Raw genomic sequence first — 14,894 nt, 5'->3', positions numbered from 1 at the left:
CGCACTGACGCACTGACGCAGGGCGATGTATCACCTCTGCCGGGTGAGGCCGGACGGTGCGCCGCGACCGACGATCGCAAGGTAAGGACGATCGCAGGGCAAGGACGCAGACTGTCCCGGGCCGCCCGCGGGAGAGCAGCTGATGCGCTACGAGATCCGCGTCGACGGACGCATGTCGGAGACGCTGGCCAAGGCCTTCCCGGAACTGGATCACGTGGTGATGTCCGGTCAGACCGTCCTGTTCGGGCCCGTTGTCGACGAGGCGCACTTGTACGGGCTGCTGGCCCGCTTCCAGTCGCTGGGACTGCGGGTCGTGGAGATGCGCCAGCTGCCGGAGTGAGCCGAGCGGCGTGCGCCCTGCCGGCCCCCGCCCGGGAGCGGGCGATGACGCCGCCGGACCCGGCGAGACCCGGGCGACGGACACGGCAGCCGCCCGCCGCCCTCCCCCCGGGCCCTCACCACCCCACGCCGGCGCGCTTCTCCCGTCACCCCATCACCGCGGCTCCGCCCACGGATCACCCACCGAGGGTGACCCGGTGGCCGCCGGCGCGCGGCACGCTGGGCCCGGTGACGCCCCCGCGCACCGCCTCCGCGGCGGTCCGGGAGCGACTCGCTCGATCAGGCGAGGAGGAGCCATGCCCGCCGCAACGGCCCCCGGTACGACGGCCGACGCCGAGGAACTGCTGGCGAAACTCGGGCGTTCCTGGACGTGGATCCTCGGTTCGGCGGCCGCCACGCTCGTGCCGGGAGTCCTCGCCCTGGTCTGGCCGGACGCGACCCTGCACGTCCTGGCGGTCCTCATCGGCCTGTATCTGCTCGTGACCGGGGCGTTCCGGTTCGTCGCCGTCTTCGCCCGGGAGGGGCCCGGCGAACGGCTGCCCGGACTGCTCCTGGCGGTGCTGCACGTCCTGGCCGGAGTCCTGTGCCTGCGGCACCCCCTGCAGACCATCGCCGCGCTCTCCCTGATCGTCGGAGGTGTCTGGCTGGTGTCCGGCGTCCTCACGCTCTACACGGCCATCGCCGCCAAGGACCTGCCGCACCGCGGCGTCGTCCTGGGCGCGGCGCTGCTCGGGATCGTCGCGGGGATCGTGGTGCTCGCCCTCCCGGCCGAGTCGGCGCGGGCGCTGACCCGGCTGCTCGGCCTGTGGCTCGTCCTGCTCGGCCTGGTCGAGGTGGCGATCGCCTTCGCCTGGAGAGCGGCACTGTCCAGGGCACGCGACGCGGCTGCGCGCGACCCGGCCGGGACCGTCTGAACCCCGGTTCGACGCCCACGCGAGGGAGAAGCCATGGCCTCGGACAAGCCCTCCGGACCGCCCGGCCCCGGCGCGCACGCAGAAGGCGGTCAGGCCCTGACCCCGGAGGAACGCGCCGAGTACGAGCGGCTGCGCCGGTACGCGCAGGTACGCCACCGCCGGCTGCGCAAGGCCGGCGCCTCGGTCCTGCTCGCCGTGGCCCTCCTGCTCGCGCCCCTGGCCGTCGTCACGGCATGGCTGGACGACACCATCGCCGACACCGACCAGTACGTGGAGACGGTGGCGCCGTTGGCCTCGGAGCCCGCCGTCCAGGACGCCGTGATCGACCGGCTCACCCGCCGTGTGGTGGCCGAGGTGGACGTCGAGGCGGTGACGGCCCAGCTCACGGAGGTGCTCAAGGAGGCCGGAGCGCCGCCCCAGGTGGCGGACGCGGCGGCCGCCCTCGACGGTCCGCTGCGCTCCGCGGTGACGGCCGTCGCGCAGCGCACCATCACTGGCGTGGTGACCAGCGACGCCTTCGGCCAGGCCTGGGTGGCGGCCAACCGGCGGGCGCACGACGAGGTGATGAACGTGCTCACCGGAGAGCGGGAGGGCGCCCTGCGCGCCGCGGGCGACACCGTGCAACTGGACCTCGGAGTCGTGGTCGACGACGTGCGGCAGCGCCTGGTGGACGCCGGTTTCGACACGGCCGCCGCCATCCCGGACTCCGAGCGCACCATCACGCTGTTCCAGACCGAGGAACTGAGCAAGGCACAGGACGCGATGCGGCTGCTGGACATCGTCGGCACCTGGTTGCCCGTCCTCACCGTCGCCCTCGCCGCCCTCGCCGTCTGCACCGCGCCCGGGCACCGGGTGATGCTGCTGATCACGGCCACCGGCGTCGGCGTGATGATGGTGCTGCTGCTCGTCGCGCTGGCCGTCATGCGGCGGGTCTACCTGGACTCGGTCCCACCGTCGGCTCTGCCGTCCGACGCCGCCGCGGTGATCTTCGACACCTTCGTCCGCTTCCTGCGCAACAGCACGCGCACGCTCCTCGTCGTCGCCGTGATCACGGCGGTGGCCGCCTGGCTGTACGGCCCTGGGCGCCTGGCCCGCGGCGTACGGGGCGTGGCCCGGCGGGGCACCACGGCCACCGGCGAGGCACTGAGCCGGGCCGGAGTGCGCACCGGCACGACGGGACGCCGGATGGCCGCCCACCAGGCGTGGATCACCGGAAGCGTCATCGGGGCGGGCGTCCTGGCGCTGGTGCTCTGGAACCACCCCACGGTCGGCGCGGTGATCCTCGTGGTGGGCCTGGTCCTTCTGGTGTCGGCCCTCACGGCGGTGCTGGCCGCCGCCGCGGGGCCCGCCCCGCCCGCCACCGAGGGCGAAGCGGGGCGAGCGGTCCCATGAGCCTGACGCTCGTCCCCAGGCTCACCCGGCTCGGGTGAAGCCGCCCGGGCCCTGCCGTGCGCACGCTGAAGACGGACACGGAACAGCTGCCGTGCCCGCTCCCGGACGGAGGAGAGACATGAGTGGGCCGATGAACCTCGCGTACGACTTTCCGCTGCTGAGCGCCTTCTGGACCGTCATGTGGATCTTCCTGTGGATCCTGTGGTTCGTCCTGCTCTTCCGGATCATCCTCGACATCTTCCGGGACGACACCCTGAGCGGCTGGGGCAAGGCCGGCTGGCTGGTGTTCGTCTGCCTCCTGCCCTTCCTCGGCGTGTTCGTCTACGTGATCGCCCGGGGCAAGGACATGGGCCGCCGCGAGGTGGCGCAGGCACGTGAGCAGCAGGCGGCCTTCGACCGGTACGTCCGGGAGACCGCCCAGGGCGGCGGCGGAAGCGTCGACGAACTCGCCCGGCTGTCCGAGATCCGTGCCCGGGGCGACATCACGGACGAGGAGTTCCGCCGGGCCAAGGAACTGGTTCTGAGCGGCTCCGGCCCCTCTGACCAGTCGTCCACCGTCCCCCACACCCCCGGTCGCGGTCGCTGAGAGCGCACCGGACGAGACCGAAACGAGGCATCAGATGACCGCCACGCACCCCCCGCACGCGCGGACGACCAAGCAGGCGTGGGCCACCGGCCTGATGGCCTTCGCGGCCGTCATGCTCATGATCGCCGGGATACTCGCCGTCCTGCGCGGCATCGCGGCGATCGCCGAGGACGACGTGTTCCTCACGACCGAGAACTACGTCTTCGAGTTCGACCTCACCGGCTGGGGCTGGGTCCATCTGATCCTGGGCGTGGTCGCGGTGATCGTCAGCTTCGGGCTGTTCCAGGCATCGATGTGGGCGCGCGTCGCCGGTGTGGCCATCGCGGGACTCGTCATCATCGCCAACTTCCTCTCCCTGCCGTACTACCCGGTGTGGTCGGTCGTGATGATCGCGATGTCCGGGTTCGTCATCTGGGCTCTGTGTGTGGCACGGAAGGACGAGTCCTTCGACCCGTTCGAGCGCCCGGGACGCGAGGTCTGAGGGAAGAAGTGCCTCCCATGGAAGGGCAGGGCGCGCAGGCGAGAGGGCCCACGGCGGCCCCCTCCGGCCCGGCCGCCGGCCGGGGCCACGTGGGACGGGCGCGTCTGGCCCTGCTCCTGCTCCTGGCCGGAGTGCTGGTTCCGCTGGTCGCCGCCGGTCTGCTGAGCGTGCTCTGGCTGCTGGTCGGTCTCGCGGGACTGTCCCTCCTCGCCGTCGGGACGTGGTGGACGCTGGCCCACACCGGTGTGGTGCGGATGGCCGGAGTGGCCCTGTGCGTGTTCGCGCCGGTCACGGTGCTGGCGCTGTACGCCGCGTCCGGTCTGCTGGCCCCGGCCCTCCTCGCCCTGGCCCTGTGGGTGCTGGCCGAGGTGGCGGCCCGGGGCGCCGTGGCACCGTGGCCCGGCCCCTCCGCTCGCGAACACGAGCCCGCCGAGGCGCCCCACGACCCCTGGATCCTCATGAACCCGCGCTCCGGCGGCGGCAAGGTGGGCCGTTTCCACCTGGTGGACAAGGCACGGGCCGCGGGCGCGCGTGTCGTCCTGCTGGGCGCCGGACCGCAGGACGCGGCCGGGCTGGCCCGGCAGGCCGTGAGCGAGGGGGCCGACCTGCTGGCGGTGGCGGGCGGCGACGGCACCCAGGCCCTGGTGGCCGAGGTGGCGGCGCGGCACGATCTGCCCTTCATGGTGATTCCCGCCGGCACCCGCAACCACTTCGCCCTCGACCTCGGACTCGACCGCGACGATCCGGCGGCGGCCCTCGACGCCCTCACCGACGGCGTCGACCTCCGCGTCGATCTCGGGTTCGCCGCAGGCCGGGTGTTCGTCAACAACGCCTCCTTCGGTACGTACGCGGCCGTCGTCGGCGAGCCCGCCTACCGCGACGAGAAGGTGCAGACGACCCTGCAGACGCTGCCCGGCCTCCTGACCGGCCCGGACGCGCCCAGGCTGCGGATGCGGGCCGGCGACACGCGCGCCGACGAACTGCAGGCACTGCTCGTCAGCAACAACCCCTACCGGCGAGCCGTCGACTCGGCCCGCCTGGGGCGCAGGGAGCGGCTGGACTCCGGGCTGCTCGGCCTGCTGTGCGTACGGGTCCGCACGACCGCGCAGGCGGCGAGGATCGTGCGGGGCACCCGTTCGGGGAGCCTGCTGCGGCTCACCGCGCGGGAGGTGGTCGTCGAAGCGGACACGGACACCGTCCCGGCCGGCATCGACGGGGAACACGTGCTGCTGCCGACGCCCGTGGTCTGCCGCATCGCACCGGCCGCGCTGCGCGTGCGGGTGCCGCGCGACCGCCCGGGCACAGCGCTGAGCAGACCGGCGGCCGACTGGCCCCGCGTCACACGGCTCGCGCTCGGTCCGCCGGCCTCGGGCGGCGGCCGGGCCGCGTACGGCGGGCCGCCCGGTGCCAGGGCAGCCCGCAGCTCACCCGCGCACCAGACCGGGAGGCGGTAGCCATGTGCCGTTGGCTCGCGTACACGGGAACACCCGTCCTGCTCGACACCATCCTCTACCGGCCCGAACACTCGCTCATCGACCAGAGCCTGCACTCCCGGCTGGGCGTTGAGACGACCAACGGCGACGGGTTCGGCGTCGGCTGGTACCAGCCGGGCCTCGACACCCCCGCGGTCGTCCGGGACACCGGCCCGGCGTGGAGCAACCGCAACCTGCGGGAGATCGCCGGCCACGTCCGCTCCCCGCACTTCTTCGCCCACATCCGGGCCACGACCGGAACCGCGGTGCAGCAGACCAACTGCCACCCGTTCCGCCACGGCCGCTGGCTGTGGATGCACAACGGGGCGATCGCCGAGTTCCAGCGGGTCCGGCGCGACCTCGCCCTGGCCGTCGACCCGGATCTCTTCTCCGGCATCGAGGGTTCGACGGACTCCGAGATGATGTTCTTCCTCGCCCTCACCTTCGGCCTGGAGCAGGACCCGCCGGGCGCGGTCGAGCGGATGGCCGGCCTGGTGGAGGAGACCGGTCACCGGCACGGCGTCGAGTTCCCGCTGCAGATGACGGTCGCCGTGGCCGACGGACAGCGGCTGTGGGCCTTCCGTTACTCCAGCCAGGGCGCCTCACGTTCCCTCTTCTTCAGCACCGAGGTCGAGACACTGCGCGCACTCCACCCCGACCTGGCGTTCCTGCGGGAGGTGTCCGAGGAGACCCGCCTCATCGTGTCCGAGCCCCTCGGTGATCTCCCCGGCGCGTGGAACGAGGTTCCCGACAGCAGCTACTGCGTCGTCCAGCCCGGAGAGGACGATCTGCACCCCTTCAGCCCGCAGGTCCCGCAGGCCGCGTAGGCGGTGCCGTGGATCCCCTCGGGGTCAGCACCGGTGTCGGCACCGGATGTGAGCCCGGCCCTTCCCCCGTGATCGCCCCGAACAGGGTCCGGGCCACCTCCGCGCCGAAGCCGTGGACGTCGTGGCTCATGGCCGACAGCGTCGGGTGGGTGAGACGGCACAGCTGGGAGTCGTCCCAGGCCAGCAGGGAGACGTCCTCGGGGACCTTCAGACCCATCTCCGCGGCCACCGACAGCCCCGCCACCGCCATGATGTCGTTGTCGTACACGATCGCCGTCGGCCGGTCCGGCGGCGCGGCGCTGAGCAGGGACCGTGTGGCCCGCGCGCCCGCGTCCCCGGAGAAGTCGGTGGCGACCTGCCAGGCCCCGGCCAGCCCCAGCGTCCTGGCCGCCTCGTCGAACGCGGCCGTACGGATGCAGGTGTGCCCGAGGGCCGCCGCGCCGCCGACCCGGGCGATCCGCCGGTGCCCGAGCGCGGCCAGATACCGCACGGCCTCCGTCACGGCCGTGGTGTCGTCGGTCCACACGGAGGTGAGCCCGCCGGTCAGCGAGGGGTGCCCGACGGCGACCACCGGCAGCCCGAGCCGCCGGGCCGCGGGCACCCGAGGGTCGTCGTCGCGGAAGTCCACGAGGATCGACCCGCCGATCTGCCGCCCCCGCCACCACGACTCCAGCAGCCCGACCTCCTCCTCCACACTCCGCACCAGTCGCAGCAGCAGCGAGCAGGACCGCTCGGTCAGGACGCTCTCCACGCCCGAGACGAACTCCATGTAGAAGGGCTCCAGGCCGAGCAGCCGGGCGGGCCGGCAGATCGCCAGCCCCACCACGTCCACGCGCGAGCCGGCCAGCGTCCGGGCGGTGAGGTTCGGCGCCCAGCCCAGCTCCCGCGCGGCCTTGAAGATCCGGTTCCGGGTCGCCTCCGACAGCCCCGGCTTGTGGTTGAAGGCGAGGGACACGGCCCCCTTGGACACACCGGCGCGCGCGGCGACGTCCTTGATGGTGACGCGGGGGGTCGGGGTCGCCGTCATCGGCCGGGCTCCATGCAGTACAGGGCTGAACGAGCCGCGGCCGGATCAGGAGTCCTCCAGCCGCGCACACCGATGGTCACCTCTTCGCCGGGGAGCAGCGTGACCAGCCCCCGGTCGGCCCGCGCATCAGGGTCCAGCCGGTCGGCCTGGAGCAGCAGATCCCGTACGAGAGTGCGGGCCGTCACCGTGATTCCGCCCGGCGCGAGCGCCACGTCGAACTCCGGCCGCACGTACGGGATGTCGCGGTCCGGCACGGGGAAGTGCAGGGCGCGCAGCCCGTCCGCGTCCGCGACGAGGAACTCCTTCGGCCCGGCGGGCTCCAGCTCCGGGGGGACACCGACGCGGGCCACGGTCCGCGCCCCGGCCGCCAGCCCGAGGCGCGCCTCCCCGAGCACCGCCCCCTCCACGGACATCCGGCGCAGCGACACCGTCCCCGACCACTCCCGCGCCGCCTGGTTGACGGCGGCCAGCAGCAGACCGCCGCCTTGCCCCTGGAGGGTCAGCAACCGGTCCCCGTACAGCCGCCGCAGCTCGTGGTACAGCGGCTTCTCGCGCCCGTCCCCGTCGATCGCGGCCCACGAGGTCACCGGCCAGCAGTCGTTGAGCTGCCAGACGACGGTGCCCGCGCACACCGGCCAGCCGGACCGCCAGTGCTCGATCCCGGCGGCCACCGCACGCGCCTGGTTCACCTGCGTCAGATAGTGCCAGCGGTCGAAGTCGCCCTCCGGCACGGTGAAGTGCCGGGCGAGCCCGCGCTCCAGCTTGCCGTTGCCGTCCTCCGCCTTCTGGTGGTGCAGCATGCCGGGGGAGTCGGGCGCCAGGTCCTCCCCGGGCAGCGCGCGCCGCAGCGTGGCGTACGCCGGCGGCGCCTGCCAGCCGAACTCGGCGACGAAACGCGGCACGTTCAGCCGGTAGTCCGCGTAGTCCTCCCGGTTCCAGACCTCCCAGGAGTGGTGGGTGCCGTGCGCCGGATCGTTCGGATGGTGCCGCCAGGACCCGGACCAGGGACTGCCCGCCGTGTACGGCCGCGTCGGATCCAGCTCCGCCACCACCCGCGGCAGAACGCCGAGGTAGTACCCCTCCCCCCAGGAGTCCCCGGCCAGCCGCTGCTCCCAGCCCCAGTCCCGAAAGCCCCACAGGTTCTCGTTGTTGCCGTTCCACAGCACCAGCGAAGGATGCGGCATCAGCCGTACGACGTTCTCCCGCGCCTCGGCCTCCACCTCGCCCCGCAGCGGCTGCTCCTCCGGGTAGGCCGCGCACGCGAACGGGAAGTCCTGCCAGACCAGCAGGCCCAGCTCGTCGCACGCGTCGTAGAAGTCCTCGCTCTCGTAGATCCCGCCGCCCCAGACCCGTACGAGATCCACGCCCGCGCCGGCGGCCTGCGTCAGCCGCTCCCGGTACCGCTCGCGGGTGATCCGGGACGGGAAGACGTCGTCCGGGATCCAGTTGACACCCCGCGCGAAGAGCCGCTCGCCGTTGACGACGAGGGTGAACCCGGTGCCGTGCGCGTCGGCCGAGGTGTCCAGCTCGACCGTCCGGAAGCCGATCCGCCGGCGCCAGACGTCGAGCGCGTCCTCCCCGTGCAGGAGCGTCAGCTCGACGTCGTACAGGGGCTGTTCGCCGTACCCGCGCGGCCACCACGGTTCCGCGTCCGGCACGTCGACGCGTACCACCCCGGACGTCCCGTCGATCTGCGCCCGCGCCCGGGCACCGCCGGCCCGGGCCTCGACGGCGAGTGGCGCCTCGACCCGGGCCCGCTCGACGTCGACGTGCAACTCGACGCACCCGGTGCCCTGTTCGACGGTGACGAGCGGACGTACGCGGGAGATCCGGGCCGTCGACCAGTGCTCCAGCCGGACCGGCCGCCAGATACCGGCCGTCACCAGGGTCGGGCCCCAGTCCCAGCCGAAGGAGCAGGCCATCTTGCGGACGTACTGGTAGGGCTCGGCGTAGGCGGCCGGCCGCTCACCCAGCCGGCCGCGCACCGCCTCGGCCTCGGCGTACGCGGAGGCGAACCGCACCGCGAGCCGCCCGCTCAGCCCCGTCACGTCGAAGCGGTACGAGCGGTGCATGTTCCGCACCCGTCCCAGCAGCCGCCCGTCGAGCAGGATCTCGGCCACGGTGTCGAGGCCGTCGAAGACGAGGTCGGTCTGCTCGTGTCCGGTCTGCTCGTGTCCGGTCTGCCCGTGGTCCGGTGCCGCCCGCAGGTCGGTCTCGTACGTCCAGTCCCGCCGCCCCACCCACGCCACCTCGGCCTCGCCCAGGCCGAGGAACGGGTCCGGGATCACTCCCGCGGCCAGGAGATCGGTGTGCACACAGCCGGGCACCACGGCGGGAATCACATCCCCGGTGCCTTCCGGGTGTCGCAGGACCCATCCCTCGGTGAGCGGTGTGGCCTGAAGCATGCGCACTCCCTAAACCGGTCCACCACGTGACGCGGACGCCTTCCGGCAACCTTGGCGGGATAGGGACTTTACCGGTTAAGGAAAGCGCTGTCAGAGTGCCGAACCAGCCAACCCGCTCGTGCTCGTCCGTCCCAAGAACGGAGCTGACGCACATGAACCGCCGCACAGTCCTCGCCATCGCCGCAGCAGCCCTGCTGCTCTCGTCGTGCACCGGCACCGGAGGAACGTCGAGGGGCGCGGATGCCAAGGCGCCCGACGACCCGTCGAAAGTGAGCGGGACCATCACGGTCCTCACCCAGCGCACCGACCTCGTGCAGGACGGCACGTTGAAGAAGTACGCCGCGGAGTTCAACAAGACCTATCCGAAGGTCGAGGTCGAGTTCGACGGTCTCACCAACTACGAGTCCGAAGTCAAGATCCGTATGAACACGGAGAACTACGGCGACGTGCTGATGATCCCCGCGGTCATCAAGAAGAGCGACTACCCCAAGTTCTTCGCCTCGCTGGGCACCCAGGAGGAGCGCGGCAAGAAGTACCGCTTCACCGAGTTCACCACGGTCGACGGCAAGGTCTACGGGCAGACCCCGGTCGGGGTGAGTCCCGGGTTCCTCTACAACAAGCGGGTCTGGCGGGAGGCCGGCGTCACCGACTGGCCCACCTCACCGGCCGAGTTCCTCACCGCCCTGAAGGCCATCAAGTCCAAGACCGACGCGATTCCGTACTACACCAACTTCGCGGCCGGCTGGCCGCTCTCCCAGTGGACGGACACCAAGGGCTCCCTGCACTGCGACCCCGAGGCGACCACCAAGCTGGCCGAGGGCGACCCCTGGGCCAAGGGCGCCGACCTGCGCGTGGGCGACACCCTGCTGTACGACATGGTGCGCGAGGGGCTGGTCGAGAAGGACCCGACGACCAGCAACTGGGAGGAGTCCAAGCCCCGGCTGGCGAAGGGCGAGATCGCCACGCAGTGGCTCGGCTCATGGGCGATCATCCAGTTCCAGGACGCGGCGAAGAAGGCCGGCGCGAACCCCGACGACATCGGCTTCATGCCCTTCCCGGCCCGGACGGACGGCAAGCACTGCGCGATTCTCTCCCCCGACTACAACCAGGCCGTCAACGTCCACTCCGAGCACAAGGCGGCGGCCCGCGCCTGGATCGACTGGTTCACCGAGAAGTCCGGCTACGCCGAGGACAACCTGTCCATCTCCCCGCTCAAGGCCGACCCGCTGCCCGACGTGCTGAAGCCGTACGAGGAGGCGGGCGTGAAGTTCATCGAGCTGGACGACACCAAGGGCGCCGAGGTCAAGCTCATCGACTCCGAGTCCGAGGTCGGCATCTACGCCCCCGAATACCGCCAGAACCTCGTCGACCTCGCCCGCGGCGCACGCAAGGGCAGCCTGGACGACTTCTTCGCCGACCTCAGCAAGCGCTGGACCGAGGCGCAGAAGAACGTGGGTTCCTGAGATGACGGACACCACCGAGAAGGCGGCGGTCGGGGCCGGGGCGGAGGCGGCACCCGCCGTCCCGGCCCCGGCCCCGCGCCGGGCCCGCGTGTGGCGGGGGGTCACCCCCTGGCTCTTCCTGCTCGCCCCGCTCGCCCTGCTGATCGTCTTCACCTACGCGCCGATCGCCAACATGGTCGCGTACAGCTTCACCGACTGGGACGGCGTCAACCCCGAACTGCACTACACGGGCGCGGAGAACTACGCCGAACTCTTCACCCGCGAAGACCTCTTCCGGGTCTTCTTCGTCAGCGGCTACTACCTGGCCGCCTCAGCCGTCCAGATCGCAGCCGCCCTCTACTTCGCGACGATCCTGTCCTTCAACGTCCGCTTCCGGAACTTCTTCAAGGGCGTGCTCTTCTTCCCGTACCTGATCAACGGGGTCGCGATCGGCTTCGTCTTCCTCTACTTCTTCCAGGACGGCGGCACCCTCGACTCGCTGCTGGGGCTGTTCGGCCACTCCACCGACCACGCCTGGCTCGGCTCGCCGACGTCCGCGAACGTCTCGCTCGCCGGCGTCTCCCTCTGGCGCTACATGGGCCTGAACTTCGTCCTGTTCCTCGGCGCGATCCAGTCCATCCCGGGGGAGCTCTACGAGGCGGCCGAACTGGACGGCGCGAACCGCTGGCACCAGTTCCGCCACATCATCGCGCCCGGCATCAAACCGGTCCTGACCCTGACCGTGATCCTCTCCGTCTCCGGATCGCTGTCGGCCTTCGAGATCCCGTACATCATGACGGGCGGCGCCACCGGCACCGAGACCTTCGTGATCCAGACGGTGAACCTGGCCTTCCGCTTCAACAAGACGGGGCTCGCCTCCGCCGCCGCGGTCGTGCTGCTGCTGATCATCCTGCTGGTGACGTGGCTGCAGCGGCGCCTCGTCCCCGACGACAAGGTGGACCTCGTATGACGCGCCGTGTGGTGGCCCGCGCCCTCGTGTACCTGTCGCTGACCGGCGCGGCGGCGGTCGTCCTGCTCCCGCTCGGCGTGGTGCTGCTGACCTCCCTGAAGTCCGAGCGGGAGATGGCGGACTCCGGCGGAGCCCTCACGCTCCCCGACGACCCGCTCAACTTCTCCAACTACGTGACGGCGTTCCAGGACGGCCGGATGCTCTCCGCGTTCGGCAACACGGCCCTCATCCTGCTCTTCGCCATCGGGGGCACGGTCCTCATCGGCTCGATGACGGCGTACGCGATCGACCGCTTCGCCTTCCGCTTCAAGAAGCTGGTGGTCGCCCTCTTCCTGGTCGCCGCACTGGTCCCCGGCGTGACCACGCAGGTGGCGACCTTCCAGATCGTCAACAGCTTCGGCATGTTCGACAGCCTCTGGGCGCCGATCCTGCTCTACATGGGCACGGACATCGTGTCGATCTACATCTTCCTGCAGTTCGTCCGGTCCATCCCGATCTCCCTCGACGAGTCGGCCCGCCTGGAGGGCGCCAACGCCTTCACGATCTACCGCAAGATCATCTTTCCCCTGCTGAAACCGGCGATCGCGACGGTGGTGATCGTGAAGGGGATCACCGTCTACAACGACTTCTACATCCCCTTCCTCTACATGCCGTCGGAGGATCTTGGCGTGATATCGACGTCCCTGTTCCGCTTCAGGGGCCCCTTCGCGGCCCACTGGGAGACGATCTCGGCGGGGACGGTCCTGGTCATCCTGCCCACGCTGATCGTCTTCCTGTTCCTGCAGCGCTTCATCTACAACGGCTTCATGCGGGGCGCGACGAGGTGAACGCTGTGCAGGGCGCTCGGCGGTCAGACGGACAACGCCCCCACCAGCACGGGCGTCACCAGCTCGACCTGCCACGGCCGAGCCCCGTACCCGGCGAGAGCCGCGCGCACGGTCTCCGCCTCGACGACCGTCGGCGGCTCCCAGCAGACCCTGCGCACCGTATCCGGCGCGATCAGATTCTCCTGCGGCATACCGAGCTGCTCGGCGAGCGCGGTCACGGCGGCCCGCGCCGCGGTCAGCCGCTCCGCGGCGGCCGGATCCTTGTCGGCCCAGGCCCGCGGCGGCGGAGGCCCGGTCACCGGCTGCCCCGGCTGCGGCAACTGGGCGTCGGGAAGGGCCTTGGCCCGGTCGACGGCCGCCTGCCACTGCTCCAGCTGCCGCCGCCCCATGCGATGCCCGAACCCGTTCAGCGCGGCGAGCGCGTGCACATTGCCCGGCAAGGAGAGGGCGGCCTCGACGATGGCCGTGTCGGAGAGCACCTTGCCCGGCGACACGTCCCGCCGCTGGGCGATCCGGTCCCGCGTCTGCCACAGCTCGCGCACGACGGCGAGCTGGCGGCGCCGGCGCACCTTGTGCATCCCGGAGGTACGGCGCCAGGGGTCCTTACGGGGCTCGGGCGGCGGAGCCGACGCGATCGCGTCGAACTCCTGCTGGGCCCACTCCAGCTTGCCCTGCCGGTCCAGCTCCTTCTCCAGCGCGTCGCGCAGGTCGACGAGGAGCTCGACGTCCAGTGCGGCGTAGCGCAGCCACGGCTCGGGCAGCGGGCGTGTGGACCAGTCGACGGCCGAGTGGCCCTTCTCCAGTACGAAGCCCAGGACGCCCTCGACCATCGCGCCCAGCCCGACCCGGGGGAACCCGGCGAGGCGTCCCGCCAGCTCGGTGTCGAACAGCCGCGTCGGCACCATCCCTATCTCGCGCAGGCAGGGCAGGTCCTGCGTGGCGGCGTGCAGCACCCACTCCACGCCGGAGAGCTCGGCGCCGAGGCCGGACAGGTCGGGGCAGGCCACGGGGTCGATCAGCGCGGTCCCCGCGCCTTCGCGGCGCAGCTGGACCAGATAGGCGCGCTGGCCGTAGCGGTAGCCGGAGGCGCGCTCCGCGTCGACGGCGACGGGGCCGGAGCCGGCCGCGAAGGCGGCGATCACTTCGGCGAGGGCGGCCTCGTCGGCGATCACCGGTGGAATGCCGTCACGCGGCTCCAGCAAAGGGATCGGCGCCTCCGTAGCAGAAGATCCGTTGTCGTCCGGAGGGGCGCCTCCGGTGGTTCGCGGTGAGTTGTCTGCTGCGGTCTCGTGGGCGTCGGTCACATGTCAAGGGTATCCGTGGATGGACAGCGCCCGCCGATGGAACGTTCCGTCGGCGGGCGCTCGGGGGTCGTAAACCAGTCAGGTCGGCGAAAGGTCCGGTTCACGGTGCGGGGGAGGACGTGGTCGGGGGGCGGCGGCCGGTCCCGTTCACGCCGGCGAACAGTCGAGAGCGAACACAGGGGGCGGTGGGAGGGAACGTACGGGTCAGTGGATGATGCCGGTCCGCAGGGCCACGGCGACCATGCCGGCGCGGTCGCCCGTGCCGAGCTTGCGGGCGATGCGGGCGAGGTGGCTCTTGACGGTCAGCGCGGACAGGCCCATCGACACGCCGATCGCCTTGTTCGACTGGCCCTCCGCGACCAGCCGCAGCACCTCGACCTCGCGGCCGGACAGCTCGCGATAGCCGCCCGGGTGGCTCGGGGCACCCGGGGGGCGTCGGTGCAGGCGGGCGGCGGCCGCGCCGATGGGGGCGGCACCGGGCCGGGTGGGGAGCCCGACGTTGGTGCGGGTGCCGGTGACGACGTAGCCCTTGACGCCGCCCGCGAGGGCGTTGCGCACGGCACCGATGTCGTCGGCGGCGGACAGGGCGAGCCCGTTGGGCCAGCCGGCGGCACGGGTCTCCGACAGGAGGGTGAGGCCGGAGCCGTCGGGCAGGTGGACGTCGGCGACACAGATGTCGCGGGGGTTGCCGATGCGGGGACGAGCCTCCGCGATGGTCGAGGCCTCGATGACATCGCGCACACCGAGCGCCCAGAGGTGGCGGGTGACGGTGGAGCGGACGCGCGGGTCGGCCACGACCACCATGGCGGTCGGCTTGTTCGGGCGGTAGGCGACCAGGCTTGCGGGCTGCTCAAGGAGAACGGACACCAGGCCTCCTGGGTGGGGGACGGGGCCGGCTTGCGGGGGAG

At 71.9% G+C, this 14,894-nt stretch carries 14 protein-coding genes; 10 read left to right on the top strand and 4 right to left on the bottom strand.

Annotation, left to right across the window (positions count from 1 at the left end; translation table 11 throughout):
* The first annotated feature begins 142 nt into the window (after positions 1 to 142).
* The 7 genes from NW895_RS20470 (at position 143) to NW895_RS20440 (ending at position 6,011) form a co-directional block, all read left to right on the top strand.
* On the top strand, positions 143 to 340 hold the full coding sequence (locus NW895_RS20470; protein ID WP_289937192.1) for a hypothetical protein: 198 nt from the start codon (positions 143 to 145) through the stop codon (positions 338 to 340).
* A 295-nt stretch (positions 341 to 635) separates the two neighbouring features.
* Entirely contained in the window at positions 636 to 1,253 is a 618-nt protein-coding gene (locus NW895_RS20465) for a DUF308 domain-containing protein (protein ID WP_289937191.1), read from the top strand.
* Positions 1,254 to 1,286: 33 nt separating this feature from the next.
* Positions 1,287 to 2,645: a hypothetical protein gene (locus tag NW895_RS20460; protein WP_289937190.1), complete on the top strand. Its 1,359-nt coding sequence runs from the start codon at positions 1,287 to 1,289 to the stop codon at positions 2,643 to 2,645.
* Positions 2,646 to 2,763: 118 nt separating this feature from the next.
* Positions 2,764 to 3,231 (top strand): SHOCT domain-containing protein, encoded by a 468-nt coding sequence (locus NW895_RS20455; RefSeq protein ID WP_289937189.1) that lies wholly within the window; start codon positions 2,764 to 2,766, stop codon positions 3,229 to 3,231.
* A gap of 34 nt (positions 3,232 to 3,265) precedes the next feature.
* The gene (locus NW895_RS20450; RefSeq protein ID WP_289937188.1) at positions 3,266 to 3,712 is read left to right on the top strand and encodes a hypothetical protein; all 447 of its coding nucleotides are present in this window, start codon (positions 3,266 to 3,268) and stop codon (positions 3,710 to 3,712) included.
* 17 nt (positions 3,713 to 3,729) lie between these two features.
* Positions 3,730 to 5,166, top strand: a complete 1,437-nt coding sequence (locus tag NW895_RS20445; RefSeq protein WP_289937187.1) for a diacylglycerol kinase family protein — start codon at positions 3,730 to 3,732, stop codon at positions 5,164 to 5,166.
* Positions 5,167 to 5,168: 2 nt separating this feature from the next.
* Positions 5,169 to 6,011: a class II glutamine amidotransferase gene (locus NW895_RS20440; RefSeq protein WP_289937186.1), complete on the top strand. Its 843-nt coding sequence runs from the start codon at positions 5,169 to 5,171 to the stop codon at positions 6,009 to 6,011.
* On the opposite strand, the gene NW895_RS20435 is transcribed toward NW895_RS20440, so the two are convergent.
* Positions 5,983 to 7,038 (bottom strand): LacI family DNA-binding transcriptional regulator, encoded by a 1,056-nt coding sequence (locus tag NW895_RS20435; RefSeq protein WP_289937185.1) that lies wholly within the window; start codon positions 7,036 to 7,038, stop codon positions 5,983 to 5,985. The genes NW895_RS20440 and NW895_RS20435 overlap by 29 nt on opposite strands.
* Positions 7,035 to 9,443, bottom strand: coding sequence for a glycoside hydrolase family 2 protein (locus NW895_RS20430; protein ID WP_289937184.1), 2,409 nt, complete (start codon positions 9,441 to 9,443; stop codon positions 7,035 to 7,037). Before NW895_RS20430 ends, NW895_RS20435 begins: the two co-directional genes overlap by 4 nt.
* Before the next feature lie 152 nt (positions 9,444 to 9,595).
* Here NW895_RS20430 and NW895_RS20425 point away from each other — a divergent pair, with 152 nt between their 5' ends.
* From NW895_RS20425 to NW895_RS20415, 3 genes are read left to right on the top strand one after another with little or no spacing between them, the layout of a single operon-like run.
* Positions 9,596 to 10,906, top strand: a complete 1,311-nt coding sequence (locus tag NW895_RS20425; RefSeq protein ID WP_289937183.1) for an ABC transporter substrate-binding protein — start codon at positions 9,596 to 9,598, stop codon at positions 10,904 to 10,906.
* Position 10,907: 1 nt separating this feature from the next.
* Positions 10,908 to 11,855 carry a sugar ABC transporter permease gene (locus NW895_RS20420; protein ID WP_289937182.1) on the top strand — a complete coding sequence of 316 codons (948 nt, stop codon included), beginning with the start codon at positions 10,908 to 10,910 and terminating at the stop codon, positions 11,853 to 11,855.
* On the top strand, positions 11,852 to 12,682 hold the full coding sequence (locus NW895_RS20415; RefSeq protein WP_289937181.1) for a carbohydrate ABC transporter permease: 831 nt from the start codon (positions 11,852 to 11,854) through the stop codon (positions 12,680 to 12,682). Before NW895_RS20420 ends, NW895_RS20415 begins: the two co-directional genes overlap by 4 nt.
* Before the next feature lie 23 nt (positions 12,683 to 12,705).
* Here NW895_RS20415 and NW895_RS20410 read toward each other — a convergent pair whose 3' ends face one another.
* Both NW895_RS20410 and NW895_RS20405 read right to left on the bottom strand, forming a co-directional pair.
* Positions 12,706 to 13,986, bottom strand: a complete 1,281-nt coding sequence (locus tag NW895_RS20410; protein WP_289937180.1) for a ribonuclease D — start codon at positions 13,984 to 13,986, stop codon at positions 12,706 to 12,708.
* Positions 13,987 to 14,190: 204 nt separating this feature from the next.
* A complete protein-coding gene (locus NW895_RS20405) occupies positions 14,191 to 14,853 on the bottom strand; it encodes a response regulator transcription factor (RefSeq protein WP_289937179.1) in 663 nt (220 codons plus the stop codon).
* Between the last annotated feature and the right edge of the window lie 41 nt (positions 14,854 to 14,894).

Origin of the sequence: Streptomyces sp. S.PNR 29 (genome assembly GCF_030386795.1) — a bacterium.
Taxonomy (GTDB): Bacteria; Actinomycetota; Actinomycetes; order Streptomycetales; family Streptomycetaceae; genus Streptomyces.
The sequence above is the reverse complement of the archived record's forward strand: the minus strand, read 5'-3'. Positions and strand labels throughout refer to the sequence as shown.

Excerpts from the sequence above, each read along its gene's own strand:
- NW895_RS20440 (WP_289937186.1), top strand. The coding sequence starts at position 5,169 with ATGTGCCGTTGGCTCGCGTACACGGGAACACCCGTCCTGCTCGACACC.
- NW895_RS20425 (WP_289937183.1), top strand. The coding sequence starts at position 9,596 with ATGAACCGCCGCACAGTCCTCGCCATCGCCGCAGCAGCCCTGCTGCTC.
- NW895_RS20450 (WP_289937188.1), top strand. The coding sequence starts at position 3,266 with ATGACCGCCACGCACCCCCCGCACGCGCGGACGACCAAGCAGGCGTGG.
- NW895_RS20435 (WP_289937185.1), bottom strand. The coding sequence starts at position 7,038 with ATGACGGCGACCCCGACCCCCCGCGTCACCATCAAGGACGTCGCCGCG.
- NW895_RS20455 (WP_289937189.1), top strand. The coding sequence starts at position 2,764 with ATGAGTGGGCCGATGAACCTCGCGTACGACTTTCCGCTGCTGAGCGCC.
- NW895_RS20460 (WP_289937190.1), top strand. The coding sequence starts at position 1,287 with ATGGCCTCGGACAAGCCCTCCGGACCGCCCGGCCCCGGCGCGCACGCA.
- NW895_RS20470 (WP_289937192.1), top strand. The coding sequence starts at position 143 with ATGCGCTACGAGATCCGCGTCGACGGACGCATGTCGGAGACGCTGGCC.
- NW895_RS20415 (WP_289937181.1), top strand. The coding sequence starts at position 11,852 with ATGACGCGCCGTGTGGTGGCCCGCGCCCTCGTGTACCTGTCGCTGACC.
- NW895_RS20465 (WP_289937191.1), top strand. The coding sequence starts at position 636 with ATGCCCGCCGCAACGGCCCCCGGTACGACGGCCGACGCCGAGGAACTG.
- NW895_RS20430 (WP_289937184.1), bottom strand. The coding sequence starts at position 9,443 with ATGCTTCAGGCCACACCGCTCACCGAGGGATGGGTCCTGCGACACCCG.
- NW895_RS20445 (WP_289937187.1), top strand. The coding sequence starts at position 3,730 with ATGGAAGGGCAGGGCGCGCAGGCGAGAGGGCCCACGGCGGCCCCCTCC.
- NW895_RS20420 (WP_289937182.1), top strand. The coding sequence starts at position 10,908 with ATGACGGACACCACCGAGAAGGCGGCGGTCGGGGCCGGGGCGGAGGCG.